The 25,417-nt window shown below is 64.8% G+C and carries 27 protein-coding genes and 1 tRNA gene; 15 read left to right on the top strand and 13 right to left on the bottom strand.

Annotated elements, in window-relative coordinates:
* Positions 1–22 precede the first annotated feature (22 nt).
* Entirely contained in the window at positions 23–1,735 is a 1,713-nt protein-coding gene (gene asnB, locus Q9293_RS09425; RefSeq protein ID WP_306252378.1) for an asparagine synthase B, read from the bottom strand.
* A gap of 264 nt (positions 1,736–1,999) precedes the next feature.
* On the opposite strand from asnB, the gene tdh reads away from it, so the two are divergent.
* Positions 2,000–3,031, top strand: coding sequence for an L-threonine 3-dehydrogenase (gene tdh, locus Q9293_RS09420; RefSeq protein WP_306252376.1), 1,032 nt, complete (start codon positions 2,000–2,002; stop codon positions 3,029–3,031).
* A 99-nt stretch (positions 3,032–3,130) separates the two neighbouring features.
* On the opposite strand, the gene Q9293_RS09415 is transcribed toward tdh, so the two are convergent.
* Complete coding sequence (locus tag Q9293_RS09415; RefSeq protein ID WP_306252374.1) at positions 3,131–3,754, bottom strand: hypothetical protein; 624 nt, start codon at positions 3,752–3,754, stop codon at positions 3,131–3,133.
* A gap of 61 nt (positions 3,755–3,815) precedes the next feature.
* Between Q9293_RS09415 and udk the strand changes: the two genes are divergently transcribed.
* The 6 genes from udk to Q9293_RS09385 are packed head-to-tail and all read left to right on the top strand — an operon-like array spanning position 3,816 to position 8,033.
* On the top strand, positions 3,816–4,469 hold the full coding sequence (udk, locus tag Q9293_RS09410) for a uridine kinase (protein WP_306252372.1): 654 nt from the start codon (positions 3,816–3,818) through the stop codon (positions 4,467–4,469).
* Positions 4,462–4,782 carry a rhodanese-like domain-containing protein gene (locus Q9293_RS09405; protein ID WP_306252370.1) on the top strand — a complete coding sequence of 107 codons (321 nt, stop codon included), beginning with the start codon at positions 4,462–4,464 and terminating at the stop codon, positions 4,780–4,782. Before udk ends, Q9293_RS09405 begins: the two co-directional genes overlap by 8 nt.
* The gene (locus Q9293_RS09400) at positions 4,782–5,387 is read left to right on the top strand and encodes an NUDIX hydrolase (RefSeq protein WP_306252368.1); all 606 of its coding nucleotides are present in this window, start codon (positions 4,782–4,784) and stop codon (positions 5,385–5,387) included. The genes Q9293_RS09405 and Q9293_RS09400 overlap by 1 nt, the downstream gene beginning before the upstream one ends.
* Position 5,388: 1 nt before the next feature.
* Entirely contained in the window at positions 5,389–6,483 is a 1,095-nt protein-coding gene (locus tag Q9293_RS09395; RefSeq protein WP_306252365.1) for a hypothetical protein, read from the top strand.
* A gap of 55 nt (positions 6,484–6,538) precedes the next feature.
* On the top strand, positions 6,539–7,036 hold the full coding sequence (locus Q9293_RS09390; RefSeq protein WP_306252363.1) for a YajQ family cyclic di-GMP-binding protein: 498 nt from the start codon (positions 6,539–6,541) through the stop codon (positions 7,034–7,036).
* Position 7,037: 1 nt separating this feature from the next.
* Positions 7,038–8,033 carry a polyprenyl synthetase family protein gene (locus tag Q9293_RS09385; RefSeq protein WP_306252361.1) on the top strand — a complete coding sequence of 332 codons (996 nt, stop codon included), beginning with the start codon at positions 7,038–7,040 and terminating at the stop codon, positions 8,031–8,033.
* 4 nt (positions 8,034–8,037) lie between these two features.
* Here the strand turns inward: Q9293_RS09385 and Q9293_RS09380 are convergent, their stop codons facing one another.
* Complete coding sequence (locus tag Q9293_RS09380) at positions 8,038–9,645, bottom strand: type IV pilus twitching motility protein PilT (protein WP_306252359.1); 1,608 nt, start codon at positions 9,643–9,645, stop codon at positions 8,038–8,040.
* Positions 9,646–9,767: 122 nt separating this feature from the next.
* On the opposite strand from Q9293_RS09380, the gene sucC reads away from it, so the two are divergent.
* The 7 genes from sucC (at position 9,768) to Q9293_RS09345 (ending at position 17,044) form a co-directional block, all read left to right on the top strand.
* Positions 9,768–10,925, top strand: coding sequence for an ADP-forming succinate--CoA ligase subunit beta (gene sucC, locus Q9293_RS09375; RefSeq protein WP_306252357.1), 1,158 nt, complete (start codon positions 9,768–9,770; stop codon positions 10,923–10,925).
* A gap of 117 nt (positions 10,926–11,042) precedes the next feature.
* Positions 11,043–11,918 (top strand): succinate--CoA ligase subunit alpha, encoded by an 876-nt coding sequence (gene sucD / locus Q9293_RS09370; RefSeq protein ID WP_306252355.1) that lies wholly within the window; start codon positions 11,043–11,045, stop codon positions 11,916–11,918.
* A gap of 104 nt (positions 11,919–12,022) precedes the next feature.
* Positions 12,023–12,667 (top strand): PepSY-associated TM helix domain-containing protein, encoded by a 645-nt coding sequence (locus Q9293_RS09365; RefSeq protein WP_306252353.1) that lies wholly within the window; start codon positions 12,023–12,025, stop codon positions 12,665–12,667.
* A 5-nt stretch (positions 12,668–12,672) separates the two neighbouring features.
* Complete coding sequence (locus tag Q9293_RS09360) at positions 12,673–13,101, top strand: acyl-CoA thioesterase (RefSeq protein WP_306252351.1); 429 nt, start codon at positions 12,673–12,675, stop codon at positions 13,099–13,101.
* 17 nt (positions 13,102–13,118) lie between these two features.
* Positions 13,119–13,997: a radical SAM protein gene (locus Q9293_RS09355; protein ID WP_306252349.1), complete on the top strand. Its 879-nt coding sequence runs from the start codon at positions 13,119–13,121 to the stop codon at positions 13,995–13,997.
* Positions 13,997–15,271 (top strand): CapA family protein, encoded by a 1,275-nt coding sequence (locus tag Q9293_RS09350; protein ID WP_306252436.1) that lies wholly within the window; start codon positions 13,997–13,999, stop codon positions 15,269–15,271. Before Q9293_RS09355 ends, Q9293_RS09350 begins: the two co-directional genes overlap by 1 nt.
* 24 nt (positions 15,272–15,295) lie before the next feature.
* Positions 15,296–17,044 (top strand): sensor histidine kinase, encoded by a 1,749-nt coding sequence (locus Q9293_RS09345; RefSeq protein WP_306252347.1) that lies wholly within the window; start codon positions 15,296–15,298, stop codon positions 17,042–17,044.
* A 15-nt stretch (positions 17,045–17,059) separates the two neighbouring features.
* Here Q9293_RS09345 and Q9293_RS09340 read toward each other — a convergent pair whose 3' ends face one another.
* From Q9293_RS09340 to Q9293_RS09315, 6 genes are read right to left on the bottom strand one after another with little or no spacing between them, the layout of a single operon-like run.
* Entirely contained in the window at positions 17,060–17,617 is a 558-nt protein-coding gene (locus Q9293_RS09340) for an HD domain-containing protein (RefSeq protein ID WP_306252345.1), read from the bottom strand.
* Positions 17,618–17,637: 20 nt separating this feature from the next.
* Positions 17,638–18,468 carry a tRNA pseudouridine(38-40) synthase TruA gene (locus Q9293_RS09335; RefSeq protein WP_306252343.1) on the bottom strand — a complete coding sequence of 277 codons (831 nt, stop codon included), beginning with the start codon at positions 18,466–18,468 and terminating at the stop codon, positions 17,638–17,640.
* 1 nt (position 18,469) lies between these two features.
* The gene (locus Q9293_RS09330) at positions 18,470–18,868 is read right to left on the bottom strand and encodes a response regulator (protein ID WP_306252341.1); all 399 of its coding nucleotides are present in this window, start codon (positions 18,866–18,868) and stop codon (positions 18,470–18,472) included.
* A 31-nt stretch (positions 18,869–18,899) separates the two neighbouring features.
* Positions 18,900–19,751 carry a PHP domain-containing protein gene (locus Q9293_RS09325; protein WP_306252339.1) on the bottom strand — a complete coding sequence of 284 codons (852 nt, stop codon included), beginning with the start codon at positions 19,749–19,751 and terminating at the stop codon, positions 18,900–18,902.
* Entirely contained in the window at positions 19,748–20,050 is a 303-nt protein-coding gene (locus tag Q9293_RS09320; protein ID WP_306252337.1) for an EscU/YscU/HrcU family type III secretion system export apparatus switch protein, read from the bottom strand. The genes Q9293_RS09325 and Q9293_RS09320 overlap by 4 nt, the downstream gene beginning before the upstream one ends.
* Before the next feature lie 22 nt (positions 20,051–20,072).
* The gene (locus tag Q9293_RS09315) at positions 20,073–21,596 is read right to left on the bottom strand and encodes a cellulose synthase family protein (protein WP_306252335.1); all 1,524 of its coding nucleotides are present in this window, start codon (positions 21,594–21,596) and stop codon (positions 20,073–20,075) included.
* A 128-nt stretch (positions 21,597–21,724) separates the two neighbouring features.
* Between Q9293_RS09315 and Q9293_RS09310 the strand changes: the two genes are divergently transcribed.
* On the top strand, positions 21,725–23,632 hold the full coding sequence (locus Q9293_RS09310) for a serine/threonine-protein kinase (RefSeq protein WP_306252333.1): 1,908 nt from the start codon (positions 21,725–21,727) through the stop codon (positions 23,630–23,632).
* Between the two features lie 17 nt (positions 23,633–23,649).
* Here the strand turns inward: Q9293_RS09310 and Q9293_RS09305 are convergent, their stop codons facing one another.
* The 4 genes from Q9293_RS09305 to Q9293_RS09290 all read right to left on the bottom strand — a co-directional run bounded on the left by Q9293_RS09305 (position 23,650) and on the right by Q9293_RS09290 (position 25,386).
* Entirely contained in the window at positions 23,650–24,192 is a 543-nt protein-coding gene (locus Q9293_RS09305) for a hypothetical protein (protein ID WP_306252331.1), read from the bottom strand.
* Between the two features lie 50 nt (positions 24,193–24,242).
* Positions 24,243–24,317 (bottom strand) — tRNA-Gln (locus tag Q9293_RS09300).
* A 64-nt stretch (positions 24,318–24,381) separates the two neighbouring features.
* Positions 24,382–24,741: a SpoVG family protein gene (locus Q9293_RS09295; protein WP_306252329.1), complete on the bottom strand. Its 360-nt coding sequence runs from the start codon at positions 24,739–24,741 to the stop codon at positions 24,382–24,384.
* Positions 24,742–24,795: 54 nt separating this feature from the next.
* Positions 24,796–25,386: a polyphenol oxidase family protein gene (locus Q9293_RS09290; protein ID WP_306252327.1), complete on the bottom strand. Its 591-nt coding sequence runs from the start codon at positions 25,384–25,386 to the stop codon at positions 24,796–24,798.
* Positions 25,387–25,417: the final 31 nt, after the last annotated feature.

The raw sequence follows: 25,417 nt of genomic DNA, 5'->3' as shown, positions 1-25,417 counted from the left end.
GCGTCATCCGCCTGGGCCTGAGTCATTGCCCTCCGGATCCCTGGTAGCCCTGGTCATGGATGTCCATGACGGCCCGCCCGGAGGGATCCGCCATCCCGGCGAAGGCGGCATCCCAGCGCAGGGCCGTTTCCGTGCTGCAGGCCACGCTGCGCTCAAAGGGCACGCAGTTCACGGCGGTGGCGCTGGGGAAGTGGTGCTCGAAGAGCTGCCGGTAGAGGTAGGCCTCCTTGGTTTCGGGCGTCTTCACGGGGAAGCGCTCCGCAGCGCCCTTCATCATGCTGTCGCTGATGTCGCGCTCAGCTGTGGCCTTGAGGGCATTGATCCAGGCGTAGCCCACACCGTCGGAGAACTGCTCTTTCTGCCGCCAGAGCACCTCATCGGGGAGGGCACCGTCAAAGGCCTGCCGTAGGGGGAACTTCTCGATGGGGCGGGGTCTCGGGGCGTTGCGGGGCAGCTTGATGGAGGGATCCATGCGCATGGCCACGTCCAGAAACTCCCGGTCCAGGAAGGGCACTCGGGCCTCCACGCCCCAGGCGCAGCTGGCCTTGTTGGCGCGGGCGCAGTCGTAGAGGTGCAGCTTCTGGAGCTTGCGCACCAGCTCCGCATGCAGTTCCGCGCCGTCTGGCGCCTTGTGGAAGTAGAGATACCCGCCGAAGATCTCGTCTGCACCCTCACCCGACAGCACCATCTTGATGCCCATGGCCCGGATCTTCCGCATGAGGAGGTACATGGGCGTGGAGGCCCGGATGGTGGTGATGTCGAAGGTCTCCAGGTGGTAGACCACGTCGGAAAGCGCATCCAGGCCCTCCTGCACCGTGAAATGGATTTCGTGGTGGATGGCACCGATGTGCTCGGCCACCTTGCGGGCCGGGGCGAGGTCGGGCGCGCCTTCCAGGCCGATGGCGAAGGAATGGATGCGGGGCCACCAGGCGGGCGAGGCCCCGCCTTCTTCCACGCGGCCTTCCCGGTACTTCGCCGCAATGGACGACACGATGGACGAATCCACCCCGCCGGAAATGAGCACGCCATAGGGCACATCGCACATGAGCTGGCGCTTCACGGCGGCCTCGAGGGCCGCACGCAGCTTGACCGGATCAAAAGGCTCGGCCGGCACGAAGCCAGGCTCAGCCCAGTCGGGCTGGTAGTAGCGCTGGAACCCCTTGTCGGCCTCGTGGCCCAGGAAGAAATGGCCGGGTGGCACCTCGCGGATGCGTTCGCAGTGGCCCACCAGGGCCTTCATCTCCGAGGCCACGTAGAGGTGGTCGTGGCGGTCCCAGCCCACGTAGAGGGGGATGACGCCGATGGGATCCCGGGCGATGAGGTACGTTTCCCGCTTGGGGTCGTAGAGCACGAAGGCGAAGATGCCGTTCATGCGGTTGAGGAAATCCCGGGGCGGCAGCTCGTCGTAGAGGTAGAGGATCACCTCGCAGTCCGAAAGGGTCTGGAAGTCATGGGTTTCCCGCAGGCCATGGCGCAGGTCCTGGTGGTTGTAGATCTCACCGTTGACAGCCAGCACCGTGCCCTGGAGGGTGTCGATGAGCGGCTGAGCGCCGTGCTCCACATCCACGATGGAGAGGCGCTCATGCACCAGGATGGCGTGGTCATCGCTGTAGATGCCGCTCCAGTCGGGCCCCCGGTGACGGATCTTCCGGGCCATGGCCAGGGCCTGGCGCCGCAGTTCCGCCGCATGGGACTTCTTGGGGTCGAGGTTGAGGATGCTGAGAATGCCGCACATGGCTGGCTCCAAAAGAAAAAACCCCGATCCGCTTGCGCGAATCGGGGTGGTCCGGGGTGTCAGGATTCTTAGGAGAGACCCTCACCGGCCCACGCGCGATCCGCGCGAGGGAGCCGATTGGTATTGCGGTTGAACCGCTGAAGGGAAAGGGTCATGGGTTGCCTATCTGAACCTTATCGGTCTCATTCACGGATCGTCAAGGGCCGATGGGGAAAGTTGGTTCCTGTTGCACTTGATGATGAAATGGTCGGGTTGGAGGCACGCATGAAAGCCCTGTTGAAGACCAAGCGAGAGGAAGGCATCTGGATGGGGGATGTCCCCATGCCGGAAGTGGGACCCAATGACGTGCTGATCCGCGTCCACAAGAGCGCCATCTGCGGCACGGACGTCCACATCTACAACTGGGACGAGTGGGCCCAGAAGACCATCCCCGTGCCCATGGTGGTGGGCCACGAGTACGTGGGCGTCATCGAGAAGGTGGGCGCCGAGGTGGAAGGTTACAGCGTGGGCGACCGCGTCAGCGGCGAGGGCCACATCACCTGCGGCCACTGCCGCAACTGCCGGGCGGGCAAGCGCCACCTCTGCCGCAACACTGTGGGCGTGGGCGTGAACCGCACGGGCTCCTTCGCGGAGTACCTATCCATTCCGGCCTTCAACGTGTTCAAGGTGCCTGACAACGTGCCCGATGACGTCGCGGCCATCTTCGATCCCTACGGCAACGCCGCCCATACGGCCCTCAGCTTTGACATGGTGGGTGAGGACGTGCTCATCACCGGCGCCGGCCCCATCGGCATCATGGCCGTGGCCATCGCCAAGCACGTGGGCGCCCGGCATGTGGTCATCACCGATGTGAACGAATACCGCCTGGATCTGGCCCGGAAGATGGGTGCCACGGTCGCAGTGAACCCCATGAAGAAGGCCCTGCCTGAGGTCATGAAGGACCTGGGCATGACCGAGGGCTTCGACGTGGGCCTGGAGATGAGCGGCAACCGCAATGCGTTTGAATCCATGCTGGAGGCCATGCACCACGGCGGCCGCATCGCCCTGCTGGGCATCCTCCCCGGTGACTGCGCCATCGACTGGAGCCAGGTGATCTTCAAGGGGCTGATCCTCAAGGGCATCTACGGCCGCGAGATGTTTGAGACCTGGTACAAGATGGCTGCCATGGTTCAGAGCGGCCTGGACATCACCCCCGTCATCACCCACCACTACAGCATCGATGAATTCCAGAAGGGCTTCGATGCCATGCGCAGCGGGCAATCGGGCAAGGTGATTCTGGATTGGGGCGTGAAGTAGCCCATTTCGCCGAGAGAACGTCAGCAAAATGCGGCCGAAGGGCCGCATTTTGTTAACTGCGCACGAGGTGCGCAGAACGCAACATGTTTGATCGGAACCTCAACGCAGAGGCTGGGGCTGGGGCACCGGCGGGAAGGCGGCTTCGGCCAGGGGCAGGCCGTCTTTGATGAGGGTGTCTGCGGCCAGGCCCTCGCCGCCAGGCTGCAGGTCGGTCCCGAGGCAGGCCAGGTAGTAGCCGTCGAATTTGGTGTTGAAGCGCTGCCGGGCGGGCCCGCGCTTTACAGGAACATCCTCGATGGGGCGCGTGACATAGGCCCGGTAGAGGAAAGGGTGACCCCAGGGCGCCTCGGGCACCTGGTCGAGATACTCGGGCACCAGATCTTGCGTGGAGAAGGGATACTCGCCTTTTTTCGTCTTGTAGCGGGTGAGCGCATCCGTGAGGCGCTTCATGGCGGCCCGCACCTGCTTCTGGCGGTCGGCCATGTCGCGGTTGACGAAGGCCTCGATGAGGTAGAGATCCCGCTTGGCCTGGGCGGCCGCTTCGGAATCCGGGTAGCGCTCCGTCAGCTGCTTCATCATGGCCCGTGCTTCCAGGCTTCGGCCTTCGAGGTTGAGCTTGCGGGACTCCTCGTAGAGGTTGGCCGGGAGCCTGGGATCTTCGGAGCTGCACCCCGCCAGCAGGGCCAGGAAGGCCAGGACAGTGGCAGATCGAACGCAGCTCATGGCCCGAACCATACCAGAGCGGAGGGCCGCGTTGAAGTAGCATGGAGGGAAGGGGGATGTCATGGCGGATAGACCGATGCTGGTGGGCATCGTGGGGGGCTCCGGCAGCGGCAAGACCTCCGTGGCCGCTGAACTGGTGAAACGCCTCAAGAAGAAGAGCGTCGCCACCATGCTGCTGGACATGGACGCCTACTATGCCCCTTTGGAAGTGGTGAAGGGCCGCTTCGGCAGCCGTCCCGTGAACTGGGACCATCCCCACGCCTTCGATCTGGAGCTCATGGCCGCCCATCTGGGGGCCCTGCACGAGGGTGAATCCATCCGCAAGCCGCGCTACGACTTCACCCAGTCCGACCGCACAGGCTGGGAAGAGCCTGTGCCGCCCGGCCAGGTGGTGATCCTGGAGGGCCTGCTGCTCTTCGCCCTCAAGGAGCTTCGCGACCAGTTGGACGTGAAGATCTTCGTGGATACGGACGCCGACATCCGCATCCTGCGCCGCATCCGCCGCGACACCCACGAGCGGGGCCGCAGCCTGGAAAGCGTCATGGATCAGTACGAGAACAGCGTGCGGCCCATGCATCTCGAATTCGTCGAGCCCAGCAAGCGCTGGGCCGACCTCATCGTCCCCACGGGTGTGGAGAACCGCACCGCCCTGGACGTGATCATCCACCACATCTGCAGCCGCGTGCTCGGCCAGGAGGGACTCCCCCGTGTTTGAAAGCGGACCCCATCTCGACGCTTCCACCTTCCAGGCCCTCGATCCCACCCAGGTGCAAATCCTCGACGTGCGTGAGCAGTGGGAGTTCGACAAGGCCCGCATTCCCGGTGCCGTATTGATCCCCCTGGGCGAATTGGTGGAACGGGTCAAGGAACTGGACTCCACCAAGCCTGTGGCCGCCTACTGCCACCACGGCATGCGCAGCCTGCAAGCCCTGCATTTCCTCCGGGGCATGGGCTTCAAGGATCTGGCCCACCTCTCCGGCGGCATCGACGCCTATAGCCGGCTGGATCCCTCCGTGCCGAGGTATTGATGCGCCTGCTGCACGCCCAGCCAGAGGGTTTTGACCCTGCCACGCCCTGGCCCCAGGAATCCGAAAGCATCCGCCAGGATTCCCGGCTCTTTCGGCAGGTGGTGGCCCAGCGGCGCAGCCCGCATACGGGGCGGGAGCATGCCTTCTACCGGTTGCTGGGGCCGGACTGGGTGAACGTGGTGGCCTTCAACCGCGCTGGCGAGTTGCTGCTGGTGGAGCAGTTCCGCCACGGCATCGACCAGGCCACGCTGGAAATCCCCGGGGGCGGCTGCGATGCGGGGGAGGATCCCGCCGAGGCCGCCCGCCGGGAACTCCGCGAGGAAACGGGGTTCGTGTCGCAGCGCTGGGTGACCCTGGGCAGCTGCACCCCCAATCCCGCCACCCAGAACAACCGCTGCCACAGCTTCCTGGCCCTGGACTGCGAACCGGAGGGGGCCCTCGAGCTGGATCCGGCCGAGGAACTCCGGGTCTGGGCCACGTCCTGGCCCGAGTGGATGGAGCGCATGCGCCGCGGCGAAATCCAGCACGCCCTGGTGCTCACCGCCTTCCAGTTCCTCAGTCTGTGGGAAGGCTGGCCGGAGCTGCAGCGACGTCTGGAGGCCTGAGATGATCCGTGCGGCGGTCCTCCTATCTGTGGGCACGGCCCTGCTCGCCCAGGCAGCGGTGTCCGGAGTCGCGACGGCCACCGTGCCCGAGGTACCGCCCTGCCAGATCGCCGGGATTCCTAATGCGCGTTTTGAAGCGGATCTGGCCAGCGCCGTGGCGGCCCTGGCGCCCGCCGAGCGCAAGCCCTTCTTCAAGGCCCTGCGCGCCAAGCAGAGGGAGCTGAACCACCGCATCCTGGAAGTGGAACGGGGCCTTCATGAAGCCCAATCCCTGCGCAACACCCTGGAGCGGGAGCACTCGCCCAATCTGCCGCAGGGCCAGGCCCTGGTGGATGGCCAGGCCAACCTGCTGGAGGCCTTTCGGGAGATGGACAAGGTCATCGCCCGCACGCGGTGGGCTGAGGATTCCCTGAAACTGGACGCCGATGAACTGAAGGTGGATCTCTATGGCGGGTTTCAGTTCTCCAGCCTCTTCAGCGAGCCAGATCAGCAGAAGGGATCATTCTTCTCAAAATCCCGGCCCTTCGTGGCCCTGGACATCCGCCAGACCTTCCGGCGCCCCGCCCAGGACACCTGGTGGGAATTGTTCAGCACCCTGGCCTTCCAGTCCTCCAGTTTTGAAACATCAGAGACCTTGAACGTGATCACCTCCAGTGGTCATTTCCACGGGGAGGTGGGTCTCTGGTGGATGCAGACCCTCACCGAGCGGGTGAGCTGGGGCGTGGTGGGCACCGCGGGCGTGGTGGGGTTCAGCCAGCCCGTCACCCAGTCCGACCTCACCGGCACCTCCCGGGATGAATTCCGCAACCGCTTCAAGATCGGCGTCACCACCCGCCAGGAAGAGGGGGCCTTCAAGGGCTCTTTTGCGGAGTGGTCCTACCTGCGGGACCCCCTGTTCCGCTACCAGGACCGCATCTACATGCGGGGGCGTGTGGTGCTCACGCAGTTCGGCTCCCAGGGCGCCAGCGGCGACTTCTACATGGAAGGTTCCGTGAACAAGGGCGGCCACGGGAAGGATGAGGCCGTGGTGCTCATGGGCTTCCGTCTGAGCACGGTGGCCTTCTTCCGGAGCCTGGGCGGCGGTGCCAAGCCTTGAGCCCGGGGAGATGCAGGGGTTAGTCTGAAAGCCTGATCCCGCTGAGGAGTGCCCCATGGCCAGTGAATGCTCGTTTGATGTCGTCTGCAAAGTGGACCTGGATGAGGTCAAGAACGCCTTGGCCCAGGCCATGAAGGAAATCGGCCAGCGTTACGACTTCAAGGGCTCGGTCTCCAAGATCGAACTGAAGGACGACAAGGTGCTGGTGCTCACCAGTGATGACGAGGTGAAGCTCAAGGCCGTCATCGACGTGCTGCAGACCAAGCTGCACAAGCGCGGCGTCAGCATCCGCAGCATGGAATACGGCAAGATCGAGCCCGCCGCCAAAGGCACCGTGCGCCAGGAGGTGACCATCCAGCAGGGCATCCCTGTCGAGAAGGCCAAGGGCCTCATCAAGGCCGTGAAGGATGCCAAGATCAAGGTTCAGGCCAGCATCCAGGGCGATCAACTGCGTGTGAGCGGCAAGAGCCGCGACGACCTGCAGGAAGTCATCGCCCTCTTCAAGAAGGACGATCAGGGTTTGGACCTGCAGTTCACGAATTACCGAGGATGATTTGAGCCGACTGGACCTCGCCCGTTACTTCTTGCCCATCGCCCCCAAATTGGCGGGCGTGGAGGCGGAGCTGCAGCGCATCCTGCAAAGCGATGTGGAGGTGGTCGAGAAGCTGGCCGATCATGTGCGGGGCGGGCAGGGCAAGCGTCTGCGGCCGGCCCTGGTGATGCTCTCTTCGCGTTTTTGCGGTGTGCAGAACGACGATGATGTCCGCTTCGGGGCTGTGTTCGAGTTAATTCACACCGCCACCCTGGTGCACGACGATGTCATTGACCACGCCCAGCTCCGCCGGGGCATGCCCACCCTCAACCGGCTCTGGGGCAATACGCTCACGGTGCTTTTTGGCGACGTTCTTTACCTGGTTGCGATGGGCGAGGCCATCGCCTGCCGCAGCTGGCGAATGATGGAGATTTTCGCTGAAGTCACCACGAGGATGATCGAGGGCGAGCTCATTCAGAACGATGTGCTCTTCAAGCTCGACACCAGCCGCAAGGACTACTTCGACATCCAGGAGCGCAAGACAGCCCTGCTGTTCAGCGGCTGCACCGAGACCGGCGCAGTGCTGACCGGCCGCAGCGTGGCGGATTGCGTGGCCATGCGGGGCTATGGACTGGAAGTTGGCCGCGCCTTCCAGCTCATCGATGACCTGCTGGATTACACCGCCACCAGCGACCAGCTGGGTAAGCCCGCCTTCAGCGATCTGCGCGAAGGCAAGCTGACCCTGCCCATGCTCACCTTGCTGGAGAAGGCGCCCGACGAAGTTAGGCCCATGATCCGCACCATCTGGGATCGCGGCGAGGAAGTGCCCATTCCCGAAGCGGAAGAGGTCAAACTCCGGGCCCTCATCGAGAAGCACCAGGCCCTGGCGGAGACCCGCGAGCTGGCCCTCACGGCCTCCCGCAATGCCGTGGCTCACATCAACGGCATGACCGGCGATGGGGCCACAGGCGAGTTGCTCCGCGATATCCCCGAGGCACTGCTGTCACGCAGCATGTGATGGTTCAGAGTTCCGCTTCGCCCAGGCGCAAGTCGAAGGGGATGCCCGCCCGCTTGCAGGAGGCGATAAAGGATTCCTTGTCGGGGCACTTCAGGTAGGCCTCCATGGGCTCCACCTTCTTGGCCTGGATCAGGTCGATGATGGCGTCGTTCATGAGGCGCTGGCCATAGCTGCGGCCCGTCTGCATGGCGCTGGCGATCTGGAAATTCTTGCCTTCGCGGATGAGGTTGGCGATGGCGGGGGTGATGAAGAGCGTTTCCAGGGCGGCCACGCGTCCGCCGCCGATGCGCTTGAAGAGCACTTGGCTGATCACGCACTTGAGGGAATCCGCCAGCATCACCCGGATCTGCTGCTGCCGGTCCGCGGGGAACTGGTCGACGATGCGGTCGATGGTGCCGATGGCGCTGCTGGTGTGCAGGGTGCCGAAGACCAGGTGGCCCGTCACCGCCGTTTCCAGGGCGATGGCGATGGTTTCCAGATCGCGCATCTCGCCCACCAGCACCACGTCGGGATCCTCGCGCAGGGCCGCCCGCAGGCCCGTCTTGAAGCTGTCCGTGTGGGTGCCCACCTCCCGCTGGTTCACCAGGCAGCCTTTGCGTGGATGCACGAACTCGATGGGATCCTCGATGGTGAGGATGTGATCCTTCCGTTTCTGGTTGGCGATATCGACGATGGCCGCCAGGGTGGTGGACTTGCCGCTGCCGGTGGGGCCGGTCACCAGCACCAGGCCTTTGGCCAGGGTGGCCAACCGGCGCACGGGATCAGGCAGGCCCAGGCGGTCGGGATCGGGCAGCTGGTTGGGGATGACCCGGCAGACCAGGCCAGGGCCTACGCGGTCGTGGAAGAAGTTCACGCGGAGGCGGCAGCCGCCGGCCTCGTAGGCATAGGCGAAATCCGCATCGTTGTGTTCCTCGAAGCGCTGCCAGACCGCTGGCGTGGCCAGGGATTCCATCATCTCCAGCAGGGTCGAGGCGTCCATGGGGCCGAACCCATCCAGCTCTTTCATGTCGCCGTGGATGCGCGCCAGGGGTGGTTCGTGGGTGGTGCAGTGCAGGTCTGAACCCTTGCGCTCCAACAGGGCCGCAAACAGCTTCTCGGCGAGGGGATGGCTGTGGGAACGGGGCGGCCGTGGCAGCGGACGCGTTGGCTCCGGTGCGGGATGCCTTGGCTCCGGGGCAACAGGGCGGGGCGTTTCCGTGGGAATGGGCTCGGCAGCCGCCGCAGGGGCGGGTGTCGGGGAGAGCTGAACCTTCGGGCCGGGGGCCGCTTCCACTGGGGTTGGAGCCTTGGGCGCAGGCGCGGTCGAGAGACCTTGGTGCTCCGCCAGGATCTGCGGCGTGTCCATGTAGCGGCTCAGCTTGATGCGAAAGCTCTGGCCGGAGAGGTCGTAGTCGAATTCCGCCGCGCCATCCTTTTGCCAGGTGGCCTTGAGCTCCGCAGGCACCACGTCCCCGGCAAGAACGTCCACCATCACCGCGGGCAGGGGATTGGGCAGCAGGTCCACAGTCTCCCCGGATTTCAGCTCCAGCCGGGGCTTCCGGTCGGCTTTCAGTTCCAGACGGCTGCCGGCTCGGGCGATGACGTGGGTGAGCAGACGGTCTAACTGGGCCATGGCAGCGTCTCCGGTCTGACCAAGGATGCCACGAGGCCCGGCGCAGGAGGCCAGGTGATTGGGGGTTCGGGCTTGGCCTTCTGGCCGCTAGACTGGAGGAAACCACCTTTCCTGGAGTGAGCATGAATATCCACGAGTACCAAGCCAAGGAACTGCTTCGGATCTACAAAGTGGCCACCCCGGATGGGAAGGTGGCCCAGGATGCCGAAGAGGCCCGCATGATCACCAAGGAGTACGGTGGCGCCAGCGTGGTGAAGGCCCAGATCCACGCCGGTGGCCGCGGCAAGGGCGGCGGCGTGAAATTCGCGACCGACCCCGACAAGGCGGCGGAGCTCTTCAAGTCCATCTTCGGCATGCAGCTCGTCACCAAGCAGACCGGCGCCGAGGGCCGGAAGGTGCGCACGGTCTTCATCTCGAAGCCTGTGGACATCGCGCGTGAGCTCTACCTGAGTTTCCTGGTGGACCGCGGTTCCAGCCGCGTGACGGTGCTGGCCTCCACAGAAGGCGGCGTGGAGATCGAGGAAGTGGCCGAGAAGACCCCTGAGAAGATCGTGAAGATCGCCATCGACCCGGCCCTGGGCCTCGCCGGCTTCCAGGCCCGCCAGGTGGCCTTCGCCCTGGGCCTCGAGGGCGATGCCTTCAAGAAAGGCGTGGTCTTCCTCCAGAACCTCTACAAGCTCTTCGTGGAGAAGGACTGCTCCATGGTGGAGATCAACCCCCTGGTGATCACCAAAGATGGTGACGTGACGGCCCTCGACGCCAAGATCGGCTTCGACGACAACGCCCTCTTCCGCCATCCCGATGTCCTGGCCTACCGCGACCTCAACGAAGAGGCCGAGGAGGAAGTGGAAGCCAGCAAGTTCAACCTGAACTTCATCAAGCTGGATGGCCAGATCGGCTGCATGGTCAACGGCGCGGGCCTGGCCATGGGCACCATGGACATCATCAAGTACCACGGCGGGTCTCCGGCCAACTTCCTGGATGTCGGCGGCGGAGCCACCGAGGATGCGGTGAAGAACGCCTTCCGCATCATCCTGCAGGATCCGGCCGTGAAGGCGGTGCTGGTGAACATCTTCGGCGGCATCATGCGCTGCGACATCGTGGCGGCGGGCATCGTGAAGGCCGCGAAGGAGATCGGCATCAAGGTACCCGTGGTGGTGCGCCTGGAAGGCACCAACGTCGAAGAGGGCAAGCAGATCCTCGCGGACAGCGGCCTGAACCTCATCGTCGCCAAGGATCTGAAGCACGCCGCCGAGAAGGTGGTTGCCTCCATCAGTTAATGCTGTCCGGGGGTTCCGCGCTGCGCGCACACCCCCGGGCCCCCAGGATGAGTGCGCGGGAGACCCGCACCCTCATCCCACCCGCGAAACCGGAATTCGAATCCAGAGAGGTATGACATGGCTGTTCTCGTGGGCAACCACACCAAATTGATCGTTCAGGGCATCACTGGCCGCGAAGGCCTCTTTCATGCCAAGGGCTCGCGCGACTACGGCACGAACGTGGTCGGTGGAGTGACTCCCGGCAAGGGCGGTACCGAGATCGAAGGCTTCCCCGTGTTCAACACGGTGAAGGAAGCCGTCGCCAAGACCGGTGCCAACGCCACCATGATCTTCGTGCCTCCCGTGGGCGCGGCGGATGCCATCCTCGAGGCCCTGGAAGCGGGCATCGAGCTCATCGTGTGCATCACCGAGGGCATTCCCGTCCTCGACATGGTGAAGGTCAAGCGCGTCCTGCCCGACTATCCCAAAAGCCGCCTCATCGGCCCCAACTGTCCCGGCATCATCAGCCCTGGTCTGGCCAAGATCGGCATCATGCCCGGCCGCATCCACAAGCAGGGCCACGTGGGCGTCGTCAGCCGCTCCGGCACCCTCACCTATGAAGCCGTGGGCCAGCTCACCGCGCTGGGCATCGGCCAGAGCACCTGCATCGGCATCGGCGGCGATCCCGTCAACGGCACCAGCCACATCGATGCCCTGCGCCTGTTCCAGGACGATCCTGACACGCACGCCATCATCATGATTGGCGAGATCGGCGGCAGCGCCGAGGAGGAAGCCGCCGAGTTCGTGAAGGCCTACGTCACCAAGCCAGTGGTGGCCTTCATTGCCGGTCAGACGGCCCCTCCGGGGCGCCGCATGGGCCACGCCGGCGCCATCATCTCCGGGGGCAAGGGCACCGCCGCCGAGAAGATGAAGGCTCTCACCGCCGCGGGCATCACCGTGGTGCAGAGCCCCGCCGACATGGGCAAGGCCCTGGCCGAGCGCCTCAAAGGCTGAATCAGCTCCACCTCTTTGAACGGCCTCTCCGGAGGCCGTTTTTTCATGGCGCTGGCCACAGATCGGGCCTTTCCCCGCGCAGGCATTCCCTTCATCATGCTGTCATGACGCCCAGTACAGATCTTCGATCCGACGCCCGCCGGGTGGCGTTTCTGCGGATCCTCCGCCGCTTTCACGCCTGGGTGGGCCTGACGGGAGCTACCTTCGGCCTGCTGTTCGGCGTGACCGGATTCCTCATGAGCCATCGCGCGGTCATGAAGATCGAAGCGGGGCAGGTGGAGGAGCACAAGGTTCAGATCGAACTGGACCAGCCCCCGCCCACCATCGAAGCCCTGGCCCATGCCCTTTCCGCCAAGTTTGGCGTTCCCCTGTCGCGTATGCGCTGGCGGGTGCAGGCACCCAAGGCCGCGCGCTTCGGAGGCCAACAAGTGACCGCTGCGCCTCAATGGATGGTGATGGTGAGCGGCCATGCCCACTTTGCGCGGGCCACCTACCTTCCGGGCAACCGCACAGTGGATCTGGAACGCAGCGACGCCAACCTCATCGAGGCCCTGGAACGCATGCACAAGGCCGAAGCGGGGCAGGCGGGCCTGATTCTTCTGACCGATTGTTTTGCCGGGGCGCTGGTCTTCATGACCCTGAGCGGTACCCTGCTGTGGACGCGGCTGGCCGGGCCGCGCCTGTTGGCCCTGGGCCTGGCGTCGGCGGGGCTGCTGGCCCTCATCCTCGTCGCCTCCCGGGCCTGGTAGCCGCCATGCTGATCTCCCGCGAGATGGTGCTGGATCAGGACATTGGCCTCAATGCCGCGCTGTTCGGCGGTGACATGATGGCCCGCATGGACAAGGTGGCTGGCATCGCGGCCTCGCTGCTTTCCCGCAACCGCCGTTTCCTCACGGTGAAGGTATCGGAACTGCTCTTCCACAGCCCCGTGCGGGCTGGGGAGATCATCGAATTCCACATCGCCATCGCCCGCCAAGGCCACACCAGCCTCACCTTGCAGATCCAGGTCGAGGTCTACGATCCCCGCTCGGATGCGCGCCGTGATGTCACCAGCGGAGAATTCGTCATGGTGGCCGTGGATGCCGACCTGCGCCCGGAGCCCGTCCTGTGGAAACCGGACATGGTCCGCGCCGCCGAGGAAGCCCACCGGACCCGCATGGGATTCCGGGCGGACCGGTCCTGATCCGTTATCCTGGAGGCATGACAGATCTGATCAAGGCCCACCTGGACCATCGTCGCGTGTGGCGGGATTTCGATTACTGCTATCCCGTCATCTCCCGGCGCAGCCGCGGCGTGAGCCTGGGGGTGAACCTCAACCCCGACAAAGTGTGCAATTTTGACTGTGTGTACTGCGAGGTGGATCGCCTTGCGCCGCCCAAGCGGAAGGATCTGGACCTCGACCAGCTGGACCGGGAGTTGGCCACCCTGCTGGACCTCACGATCAGCGGGGAAATCTACGAGATCCCCCCCTTCAACTCTGCAAGGCCCGAGCACCGGCGCTTGAACGACATCGCCTTCAGTGGAGACGGAGAACCCACCACCGCGCGCGAATTCCCCGAGGTGGTGGCGCGGGTGGCCCGACTCAAGGTCCAACGGAGCCTCGAGCTGGTGAAACTCGTCCTCATCACCGATTCCAGCCGCCTTCAGGCACCGGAAGTGGTCAGGGGTTTGGATACCCTCATGGCCCATGAAGGCGAGATCTGGGCGAAGCTCGACGCCGGCACCGAGGACTACTACCGCGAAATCTGCCGCAGCAAGGTCCCCTTCGAGCGGATTCTCGACAACCTGCTGGCCACCTCCCGGCGCTGGCCCATGGTCATCCAGACCCTGTTCCTCGAATGGAAGGGGCGGGGGCCCGACAACGCGGAGTTCGAGGCCTACTGCCAACGCCTGGAGCACCTCCAGCGGGAGGGTGGGCAGCTGCAGGCGGTGCAACTCTACACCGTGGCACGCCCCACGCCCGAGCCGGAGGCCCGGCCCCTGCGGCGCCTGGAAATGGATGCCATCGCTGCCAACCTGCGGAGCCGCATCCCCAGCCTGCCCGTGGAGGTCTACTACGGCCCGGAGGAATGGGCTTGATGCGTTCGTCCGTTCCAGGCGGGGCCCTGGGCCTGGCTCTGTTGATGGGCCTGACCCTGGGCATCTTCGGCTGCCGCGCCAAACCCAAACCGGCACCACCGGCCCCCATCACCCTCAGCCTGGTCGCCGTCGGCGACATCATGATGCACCAGGATGTGAAGGCAGCCGCGACCAGGGATCTCGCCGGGTTTCCGGCCCTCTGGGCCGACCTGGTGCCCCTGTTCCAGGGAGCTGATCTGGCCTTCGGCAACCTGGAAACACCGGTGGCGCCCGCGACAGGACGGCCTGGAGTCCCCTTCCAATTCAACGCCCCGGAAACCCTTCCCTCGGCCCTCAGGGCCAGCGGTTTCACGGTGCTGTCCACGGCCAACAACCACGCCTTCGACCAGGGCGCCAAAGGTGTGCGGGAAACCCTGGAGCGGCTCCACGCCGAGCGGCTGGTGGCGGTGGGCAGCGGCCTGGATCAGGCCCAGGCGGAGAGCCTCCAGATTGTCGAAAGGCAGGGTGTGCGCGTAGCCTTCCTTGGCTTCACCGACATCTTCAACCTGGATCTCAACCATCGCGCCACGGAGCCCTGGGTGCGTCCCCTGGACCTGGAGCCTGCCCTGCAGGCCGTGCGCGAGGCCCGCACCAGGGCAGAGTTGGTGGTGGTCAGCATCCACTGGGGCAACGAATACCAGCACCAGCCGACCAAGCGTCAGAAGGACATCGCCCAGGCTCTCGTGGCAGCAGGTTGTGACGTGCTGTTGGGCCACCATCCCCATGTCCTGCAGCCCATGGAACTGCTGGACGTGGAGGGCCGGAAGGCCCTCGTGGCCTATTCCCTGGGGAATTTCATCAGCAACCAGGACCGCATGTACCGGGCGGATCTCTTCCCCGTGGCTGGGGGCGATAGCCGGGATGGCGCCGCGCTGAAGGTGCGCTTTGAGGGGCGGCGCCAAGCCGATGGCCGCGTCCACATGGGCCTGGCTCAAGTCGAAACAGAACCCCTCTGGACTGAGAACAACTGGGGTGCCTCCTCCGGTCAGCGGAGCATCCGCGTCATCCGGGTGGCCTCGGCCGAAGCCCGCGTTCGGGCAGAGCTGGATCACCTGAACGAGCCTCGGGTCGGGGCGCCACCCCCGCTGGATGACGCGACACGGCGAAAGGTGATTCTGGAGAAGCAGGAGTACCTGCGGACCTTGCTCCTCCGCCGCCAGCGGATCGCCAACATCCTGGGAGAAGCCTTCGTGCTCCAAGGAATCCCGGCCCCAGTCGGCACCCAAGCCCATTAGACTGAAGCCGAGGAGCCCAGCCTCATGGGAACGGAGTCCCTGAAGCACAGCGAAGGACGAACCATCCGGCTTTGGCTTTGGCTCCTTTCCGGTTTCTATCTGGCAGTGGGTTTGTCCGGCTGGCTCCCTTTGGGATGGCGCGCGGCAGACAGTGGGGTGCTCTACCTGGCCTACCTGGGCGCCAAGAGCGTCATCGAATGCCTGCTCGTGTTCTGGGCGGCCCAGCGCCTCGGTCTCAACCCGAGGTTGCGACGATCCTTGCGCATCACCGGCTGTGCCTTCGCCCTGAGCGCCTTCAATGCCCTTTGGCTCATTCCCAGCGAGGCCGGGTGGCTCCGGCCGGCGTCCGCCTCCCTGGCGGCCCTGGTGGCCTTCTCCACCTACCTCCTGGGGCTGGCGGGCATTCTCTGGATGCCCACTCGAAAGACACGTCAGTCCGCATGGTGGGAGTTTCTCTTCGACCTGGCCGCCGCAGTGATGGGCCTGTCGGTGGCCCTGGCCCTGGTGATCACCATGCCTCAGGTGGTGGCCGCGGCGGATCCGGTCACCCGGACCTACAACCTGGCGTATGGAGGGGCCCAGACCCTCATGCTCATCGGACTGAATGTCCTGGTGCTGCGGGGGGCCGCCCACCCGAGCCGCCGCGCCTTCTGGCTCTTCGTCACCATGGTGTTCCTGAACCTCTTCACGCTGGTGGTGTACCAGTTGGAATCATCAGGCGGAACGAAGGCGGCATATCCCTTTGGGGATTTGTTGAATGGATTGACTTCGGTATGCACCCTCTGGACCGCGGCAGCCTTCCGGTTCGATCCCATTCGCGAAGACGACCAGGCCCCGGGGCCGGACTGGTTCTCCACCTTCAACCCGCTGCCGCTGATGGCCACCGCGGGCATCGCCCTGCTGCTGCTCTACGGAGCCTTTGTCCCCGGCAGCTGGAACCTTCGCCTGCTGGTTCCGGTCATGGTTCTCCAGGTGGTTTTCATCCTGGCCCGGCTCTTCCTCACCTCCAGGGAGAACGCGCGGCTTCACCGGGAGGAGGCTCTCCACCATAAACAAAGGCAGGAGGAAAAGGTGGCTGCGGTACGGCGCCTGGCGGGTGGCATGGCCCACTGGTACAACAACCTGCTGACAGCCGTCGTGGGCCGGGCCGAAATGGGCTCGGCCACCACGGGCCTTGATCCCTCACTCCGGGAGGGTTTCAAGGTCATCCTTGAAGCTGCTGACCGCGCCGGACGTCTCACCCATCAGCTCCTGTCCTATGGAGGCGGGTCCTTCCTCTCCCTCCAAGATTGCGAGCTCGGTGAAGCCGTGCGCTGCATGGGTGATCGCCTGGTGCCCACCCTGCCTTCAAACATCTCCCTCCAGGTAGCCACCGGGAACGATCCCCTGCTGGTTCCGGTGGACCTGCCCCGTTTGGAATCCGTGGTGCGCGAACTGGCGATGAATGCAGTGGCAGCCATGCCCCAGGGCGGCAACCTCCGGATCACCGCCCGTCAGGAGCAGGTCCGGATTCCCATGGAGGCCTGTCCGCTGCCGGTGGGGAAGGGCGCCCGCGCGGTGATCGAGGTGGTCGATACGGGTATCGGCATCCCCCCGCACCAGGTGGCCCTCCTTTTTGATCCATTCTTCACCACCCAGCCCATGCACGCCGCGGCGGGGCTGGGCCTGGCCGAGGTGTTCGGCGTGGTGGCGGAGCATGGCGGCGGTCTTACCGTTCAGAGCACACCGGGGCTGGGCACCCGTTTTGCCATCTACCTTCCGCTGAAAGGCTGAGGCGAAGCGAAGGCCTTAGGCCAGTCCCAGCTCTTCCCGGTGGGCATGCAGCGTGGCGATGATGCGAGCCAGATGTTCCTCTTCGGTACCACCCGCCGCCTCCACGAGCATCCGCAGGCCCTCGGCCACTTCGTGACGGTCCACGCCCGCGGCGAAGGCCTTGTCCTTCAGCTTCTTCTTCACGCTCTTGGGCTCCAGCCCCTCGGTGCGAGTGGGACGTACCAGGGCACAGGCCATGACGAAGCCGGTGATTTCGTCGGAAGCCAGCAGGGCCTTGTCCAGCAGGCTGTCATAATCGACGCCCCAGCGGGTGTAGTGGGCACTGATGGCGTGGGCCAGCTCCTCTTCGCCGCGCTCCCGCAGCCAGGCCACGATGCGCTTGGGGTGCTCCTCCGGCCAGCGATCGTAGTCCGCATCGTGCAGCAGGCCCGCCAATCCGAAGCGTTCCACATCCTGGCCCAGGTGCACGGCCAGATCCCTCATGACCAGCTCGACGGCCCGCGCATGGATGCGCAGCTTGTCGGAGGGCGTCCATTCGCAGAGCAGCGGCCAGGCTTCGTCGCGGGTCAGCATGGGCGGCCTCAGAGGATGATTCAGGGAACGATGACGGTGGATTTCGGCGGGCCGGGTTCGGGGTCGCCAGAGTACCGGACCGCTTCGAGGAAGAGGCCCGAGGCTGGCGCGGCCTTGGCGCCCCAGTAGAGGTTGGCCGCTTCGGTGGGATTGCGGAGATCTTCCATGACGCGGCGGGGTTCTTCCTCCCCGAGGGCGCAAGCCACGGCCGCACCCACCATGCGCCGCACCTGGCGCCGGAAGAAGTGGGTGGCGCGGACTCGCAGCAGGAGGAGGGAACCGCTCTCCACCAGCTCACAGCGGAGGATGCGGGAGCGGCCATCTTCTTCCGTATCCAGGTCGGCAAAGGAAGACAGTTCCCAGTCACCCGCGAAAGAAGACCAGGCCTGGTTCAGGCGGTCGAGATCCAGGCTGCGCTTCACCCACCAGATCCAGGGCTTGGCGAAGGCGCTGCGGCGGCGGCTGATCTGATAGAGGTAGATCCGGTCCACCGCATCATGCCGCGCGTGGAAGCGGGGCGGGCAACTGCGCACATCCCGGATGGCGATGTCCTGGGGCAGGGCGGTGTCGAGCATCCGCCGCAGTTCGCCGGGCCTGGGCGCGCCCTTGGCCTCCAGATGCAGGTGCGCCACCTGGCCCAGGGCGTGGACGCCGGCATCGGTTCTGCCCGCGCCGCCGAGGTAGACCAGGCGCAAACCCGCTTCGTGGATGACATGTTCAAGGCTGCCGGCGACCGTGCGCACCCCTTCGCGGGACTGCTTGGCGCCCTGTTTCTGCCAGCCCTGGAAACGGCTGCCATCGTATTCGATCAACAGCCGGAAAGCGGCCGGGGGGGCGGGTTTCAGGGCCATGTCAGGGTGCGATGACGGCCTTGACCGCATCGATCAGGGTGGCGGGGTCGTGGATCGGCTTGGCTATGTAGCCTTCGGCGCCCGTGAGTTCCAGGTACTTTTCGCGGTCGCCGAACATGGCGTGGGCCGTGGCGAGCAGCACCGGAATGTGGCGCGTGATTTCATCCTTCTTCAGGAGCTGGGTGATGAAGATGCCATCGACCTTACGCCCTTCGTAGTTGGATCTGGAAAGGCTCACATCCATGATGATGGCCAGCAGATCGGCCTCATGGGCGAGGCGAAGGATCTCATCCACTTCTTCAGAGACCAGCACTTCGTACCCGCCTTTTTTGACGAGCACGGTCTGGATGAATTTCACATTGATGGGATCGTCCTCCACCAGGAGGATGCGGTTGGACATGAACGCCTCGGTCCTTCCAGACTATCGTTTCCTACCTGTAACTGCCAATTCTTTGCTGCGTTTCCAAACGATCCAGCAGGTCGTCTGGTACCTGAAGCCCCCCCCTGCCACGGCCGAGCCGAAGGCCCGGTTTGTTCCCCCCGTGGTAGTCGCTGCCGCCGGTGACCACCATGCCCAGTTTCGCGGCCAAGGTCACAAAGTACTTCTGCTCGGCCGCACGGTATTCACCGTAGTAGCCTTCGAGGCCCTCCAGCCCCTCGCGCTGCAGCTCGGCCATGGCCTGTTCCCAGCGGAAACCGCCGCCGGCGAAACGGCCCGGATGAGCCACCACGGGCACGCCTCCGGCCTCGCGGATCCAGAGGGAGGCTTCGGCAGGGCTCAGTTCCTCCCGGGGGACGAACCCCGGGCAATCATCGCCGATGAGCCGTGTGAAGGCTTCCTGGGGACGGCGCACGAAGCCCCGTGCCGCAAGGGCCTTGGCGAAGTGCACCCGGGAGAGCAGGGGGGAATCCGCCTGGGCCTGGACATCCTCGTAGGTGACAGGGCAACCCAGCTCAGCCAGCCGCAGAATCATCCGCCGGTTCCGGTCATCCCGCCGCCCGCGAAGCTCCACCAGGCGGGCTTGGAACCGGGCATTGGCCGGATCGACCAGCAGGCCGAGCACGTGCAATGACTGATTCAGAAACCGGCAGCTGAGCTCGGTGCCCACCAGCAGGCGCACCTTCACCCGGGGCTGCATGGCCAGGAAACCAGGTATGCCGGCGAGGGTGTCGTGGTCCGTGAGGCAAAGGGCCGATAGCCGTGCCTCGTCTCCGAGCAGAGCCAGCCCTTCGGACGTATCCGTTCCATCCGAGTGGAGGGTATGGCAGTGGAGGTCGATCATCGTGGCGTCAGTTCTTTGTTGGCCCTGTAAAGGTTCGCCAACAGCACGGCTACGGCCTGGAAGAGGTCCGGTGGGATGAGTCGGTGCAGATCGAGGGGTTCCAGGGCCGCCAGCAGGTCAGGGTCCTTAGAGACGGACACCCCGTGCTGTTTGGCCAGCTCCAGGATGCGCTCGGCCAGAAGCCCCTGGCCCTTGGCAACAAGTCTCGGGGCGGCGTCCTGGAAAGGAGCCTCCGGCCGGTACCGCAAAGCGACAGCGTGGGAACGGGTGGATCCGGGACGGGCCGTGGGACGAGCCATGGGCCCTTATCGGCTGGAAACGTTACTGGACGAAATTCGCCGCGTTCTGGGCGTCGTCGGCGGGCTCATCCATGGCCAGTCGACGGAACAGCTTCACGTCGGCCAGGGACAGGATGCTCATGTAGGAGAAGCCGCTGAAGAACAGCCAGAGGAAGGGCACCGAGGCCCACTTGCGGATGTAGATGGCCACCAGCACCGCGCCGAAGTAGTAGATGGCGAAGCCCAGCTCCAGGAAGGTCATGAGGCTCTTGGGCACCTTGTAGGCCCGCTTCGTCACGGAATTGCCCTCGGCATCCACGCCATACTTCGGCGTGCGCTTGAATTCCTTGTCATCGGTAAAAAAACCTTCCAGCACGGCCTTGGCCTGGTTCAGGGCGAGGCCAATGCCCAGGCCCATGAGGCCGGGGATGTACTTCAGGCGCCGCACCCAACCGGTGTTGTCCGTCAGTTCCTTCTGGGAGAGGCCGAAATAGAGGCCCACGCTCACGGCGTTCAGCAGGAAGAAGGGGCCATCGGTCAGCAGCAGGATGTGAACGGGCGTGCCGGCCCGGAAGATCATGGCGGGCACCATGATGATGGAGAGCACCACCATCAGCATGTAGTTGCAGTTGGCCGTCAGGTGGAACCAGCACTCCAGCTTGGTGTGCAGGCTCTCGTTGGACTTCCAGATGGTCTTCATGAGCTTGCGGATGACCTGGGCGTTGCCCTTGGCCCAGCGGTGCTGCTGGCTCTTGAAGGCGTTGACTTCCACGGGCAGCTCGGCGGGAACGACGAGGTCCTTCAGGTAGACGCCCTTCCAGCCCTTGAGCTGGGCGCGGTAGGACAGATCCGCATCCTCAGTGATGGTGTCGTGCTCCCAGCCACCCGCATCGGCGATGGCGGACACGCGCCACATGCCGGCAGTGCCGCTGAAGTTGAAGAAGGCCTTGGAGCGGTGGCGGGCGGTGTGCTCGAAGACGAAGTGGCCGTCGAGCAGGATGGCCTGGACCTGGGTCAGCAGGGAGAATTCGCGGTTCAGGTGGGCCCAGCAGCCCTGCACGAAAGCGACCTTCTCATTGGCGAAATGGGGCACGGCCTTGCGGAGGAAGTCGACCGTGGGCAGGAAGTCGGCGTCGAACATGGCCACCAGTTCACCCTTGGCGACCTTGAGGCCTTCGGAGAGGGCGCCAGCCTTGAAGCCGGTACGATCCGTCCGGTGCAGGTAGTGGATGTCGAAACCCAAAGCCTTGTAGCGGTCCACCACGGCGCTCGCCACCTTCACGGTGTCGTCCGTGGAGTCATCCAGCACCTGGATCTCGAGCTTCTCCTTGGGCCAGTCCATCTTCACGACGTAGTCCATGAGGCGCTCGATGACGTTCATCTCGTTGAACACGGCCAGCTGCACCGTGACCATCGGAAGGTAGTTCTCATCGCCCACGGGCTGAGGCACGTCCTTCTTGTGGCGATAGTAGAGCAGCAGCATCCAGAGGCGGTGCGCCCCGTAGATGCTCAGGATGGTGAGCAGGGTGAAGTAGGTGCCAAGCACGACGGTTTTGACGACTTCCATCACGGAACAAATCCCCCCATGGCCCGGGTCGGCGGGTCTGCTTTATTGTGTCAGCAGTTCTTGGAAATTCCATGAAAAACCTAACAATCTACCGTCACATCTCCGATGCGTCCGGTAGGATGGCAATCATGGGCGATCTCGACAACCTCAACCTCCCCAGCGCGATTGGCCGGTATCAGGTCATCCGGCTGCTGGGAACTGGGGCCATGGGCAGCGTGGTTCTGGCCGAGGATCCCCGGATCAAGCGCAAGGTGGCCATCAAGCTCATGCGGTTCGACTACGTGCGCACCGAAGCCGATAAGCATGAGTATCTGGCTCGTTTTCAGCGAGAAGCGGAAGTATCTGGCCTGCTGAACCACCCGGGTATCGTGGCCATCTACGACGTGGGAGAGGTGGAGGGGCTGGGGCCCTTTCTGGCCATGGAGTTCGTTCCAGGCAGGCCCCTGGACGGCATCCTCAAGGGCGATTCCCTCCTGAGCCTCAAGGAGAAGTTCCGGATCGCCGTGGGGCTGGCCGAAGCCCTGGATCACGCCCATGCCAAGGGCGTCGTACACCGGGACGTGAAACCTGGCAACGTCATGGTGGCCGAGGATGGGCGGGCCAAGCTCATGGATTTCGGCATCGCCAAACGGGAGGATGCCAGCCTCACACAGACCGGCACCTTCCTGGGAACCCCCAGCTACGCAAGCCCCGAACAGATCAAGGATGGCTCCGTCGACAACCGCTCGGACATCTTCAGCTTCGGTGTGCTGGTTTTCGAGCTCATGAGCGGGCAGTCGCCCTTTCCCGGAACGTCCATCAACACCATCCTCTACCGCATCGTGAACGAGCCCCCCATTGAGGTGCAGCCGCCCGTGGTGGGCCTCCTTCCTGAGGGCTGGCGGCGGGTCTTCGACCGCGTGCTCGCCAAGCAGCCCGCGGATCGCCACCCTTCCTGCACAGCTTTCGTGCGCGACCTTCTGGATGCCGTGGTGGAACTGGGCAAGGAGGATCGGCGCGAGTTGCTGGGCCTCATGGGCATGAGCCGGGATGCCACCATTCCCGAGATCACCTCCACCTCCTTCGACGAAACCATGGTGGTGGGGCGGTCCGAGGACAAGAAACCCAACCGGACCTGGCTGGTCGCCCTGGGCCTCGTCGCTGCCCTGTCCATGGGCTGGTGGCTGTTCCTGCGCGGGCCCAAGGGCACCCGACTCCAGATCAAATCTCAGCCTTCGGGGGCCGAGGTCTTCGTGAACGATCTGCCGGTGGGCCGCACACCCGTGAACCAGCCCCTGGTCCCCGGGGATCGGCTGCGACTCGAACTGAAGGGGTATCGCCCCGTGGCCTATGACCTCAAGGCCGGAGAGACGGCACCAGCTGAATTCCCCCTCCTGCCGATTGTGACGGAAGAGTTGGTGAACTCGACGCCAGCCGAAGCCACAGTGGTGCTCGATGAGAAGGCCATCGAGGGGCAAACGCCTTTGAAGGTCCAGTGGAACCAGGGTCAGCCGCACCGGCTGACCATCACCAAGGGGCGCCTGGGCTTTGCAGCGGATTTCGGTCCTGGCGAGACCCCCGGCGGACGGGCCTTCGAGTTGAAGGAAGCTGCCACCGCCGAGACCTTGCAGGAGCCGGCCCTGGACCCCAAAGCCCCCGGTGCGGTCAAGCTATCCGGCGGGTTCAGTGTGAAGGTGAAGGCCGATGGCAAAGATCTCGGCGAGCTGAGCCCCGGCGCCAAACTGCCCCTCGATCCGGGCCCGCACCAACTGGAGCTGTCGAGTGTGCGGCACCATTACAGGGATCGCCGCAGCGTCACCATCGCCGCGGGCCAAACGCTGGCGCTCACCCTTCCGGGGCTGGCCACGCTCACGGTGGAGACGTTCCCAGGCACAGGCAAGGTCTTCGTGGATGACCAGGACACGGGCATCGAAAGCGATGGCAGCAGTGTCCAGATCGCCCAGGGCCGTCATTCCATCACCGTCCGCGGCCCCAAGGGCATCAAGCATCAGACCGTGGACCTCACCGGTGACAAGACCCTCAAATTCCCGTTATAGACCTGAGGCGGAAGAGGTCAGGCTTTTCGTCCGGGCATTTTGCCTCGGGCCCGCAGAATGCCAATCACCATGGGGATGGCGAACATGGCCAGGAGGACGATGGATATCGTCGTGCTTGGGTCCTTGATGAGGGTGTTCAGCTTGAGCGTTGTGAGCGTGACGGCGCCGTAATAGAGCATGTCGCCAGCGATGGCGAAGGCCCATCCAGCCACGAAGCCATGCCCTGCGGCCAGGGCCACGGCCCGCCCCGACATGGGATCCAGGCCGAAGGCAACGAAGATGAAGGTGATGGGGCCCGCGCCCGTGCCCTTGAACAGCGCCAGGCTGCGCGCCATGGCGGCCTGCATGACGATCATGCCCTGGGCCAGTGCCGGGATCCGCGCTCCCAGCCGGACCAGCAGCCAGAGAATGGGCTCCAGGATCAGCGCCAGAATCACATCCGAGAGCAGGTACAACCCCGCCGTGATGGGCCAGGGCAGGCCTTTCGCCTGGGCGAGGAGGACGCCACCAGGAATGCCGCCCCCGAAGGGCAGGAGAAAGAGCATCAGCACAGGAAACATGATGGCGGCTGTCCGGGGCGACGCTCAGAGCGCGTTGGCTCAAGGCTGATTGGTTGGGGAGGAAGGATTCGAACCCTCGATACGCAGGATCAAAACCTGCTGCCTTACCACTTGGCTACTCCCCAAACGGAAACACAAGCATAGCGCGGCTTCAGCCATAGCCCAAGCCTGCGGTTCGGGACTCAGGGCTCAGGGATTGGGTTTGGGGGTGAAGCCGAACTCTTCGACACTGAGCAGATCAGGCCGAACCTGGGCGGCCTCGCCCCGTTCGATGCGGCTGATGGCGCGGTGCCCGGTGGCCGCTTCATAGGCCAGCAACACTTTCTCTTCGATTTGTTCGCGCAGGTTGTTGTTCAGGGGATAGGCGATGTCCTTGAAGCTGCCGTCCCGCTTGCGGCGGCTGGGCATGGCCACGAAGTAGCCGTCCTCGCCTTCCACCACGCGAAGGTCGCCCACCAGGAAGCAGTCATCAATGACCAGGGCCGCGAAGCCCTTCAGCTTGTCGTCGCCTTCCACCTTGGTGATGCGGATATCCGTGATGTTGAGCATGGGCAGTCCTCGGTCAATTCAGGCCGCAACCGACAACGGCGGCGGCTCTCCAGGTTAGCCGATCTCGATCCAGCCCCACTGGCGGCTGGTGGTTTCCCCGCGGCGGTAGGAGTAGAGCAGGTCGGGGCGGCAAACGGTGCAGAGGGCCACGGTGCCTTCCTTTTCCGCCGCCAAACCCAGATCGAGGGCCTGGGCCCGCAACAGACCGTGAAGGTCCAGGTGGGGTTTGCCCGAAGGGCCTGCGCTGCGCAGGCCCTCCTGCCAAGCTGGGTCGAGCCGGGCCGCGTCGATGACCTCCTCGCCCACCTCCAGGTGGCAGGCCAGAATGGCGGGGCCGAAAGCCCACACCAGACGCGCCGGGTCGCCACCCAGGGCTCGGTACCGGGCCACGCCGCGACGCAGGATGCCGCCCCCGGGCGTGGGATCTCCGTGGCCCGTGGCACCGCGCCAACCCGCATGCAGGGCCGCCACCCACGGCGTTCCATCCTTCAGCGGGCCCGCCAACAACACCGGCACGCAATCGGCCACCCGCACGCCAATCCGGCGGCCGGGGGTCGCGGTCCAGAGGCCATCGCCTTCGACAACCGCATCGGAGGCTTCCACCACGCCGCAGCGATGCACCTGGTTCAGGCGCCGGGCGGGCAAGGATGCTTCAGGATCCAGGCGAGTGCTGAAG

Source organism: Geothrix sp. PMB-07 (assembly GCF_030758935.1).
GTDB lineage: Bacteria > Acidobacteriota > Holophagae > Holophagales > Holophagaceae > Geothrix.
Note: the sequence above shows the minus strand (reverse complement) of the source record. Positions and strands in the feature narration are given on the sequence as shown.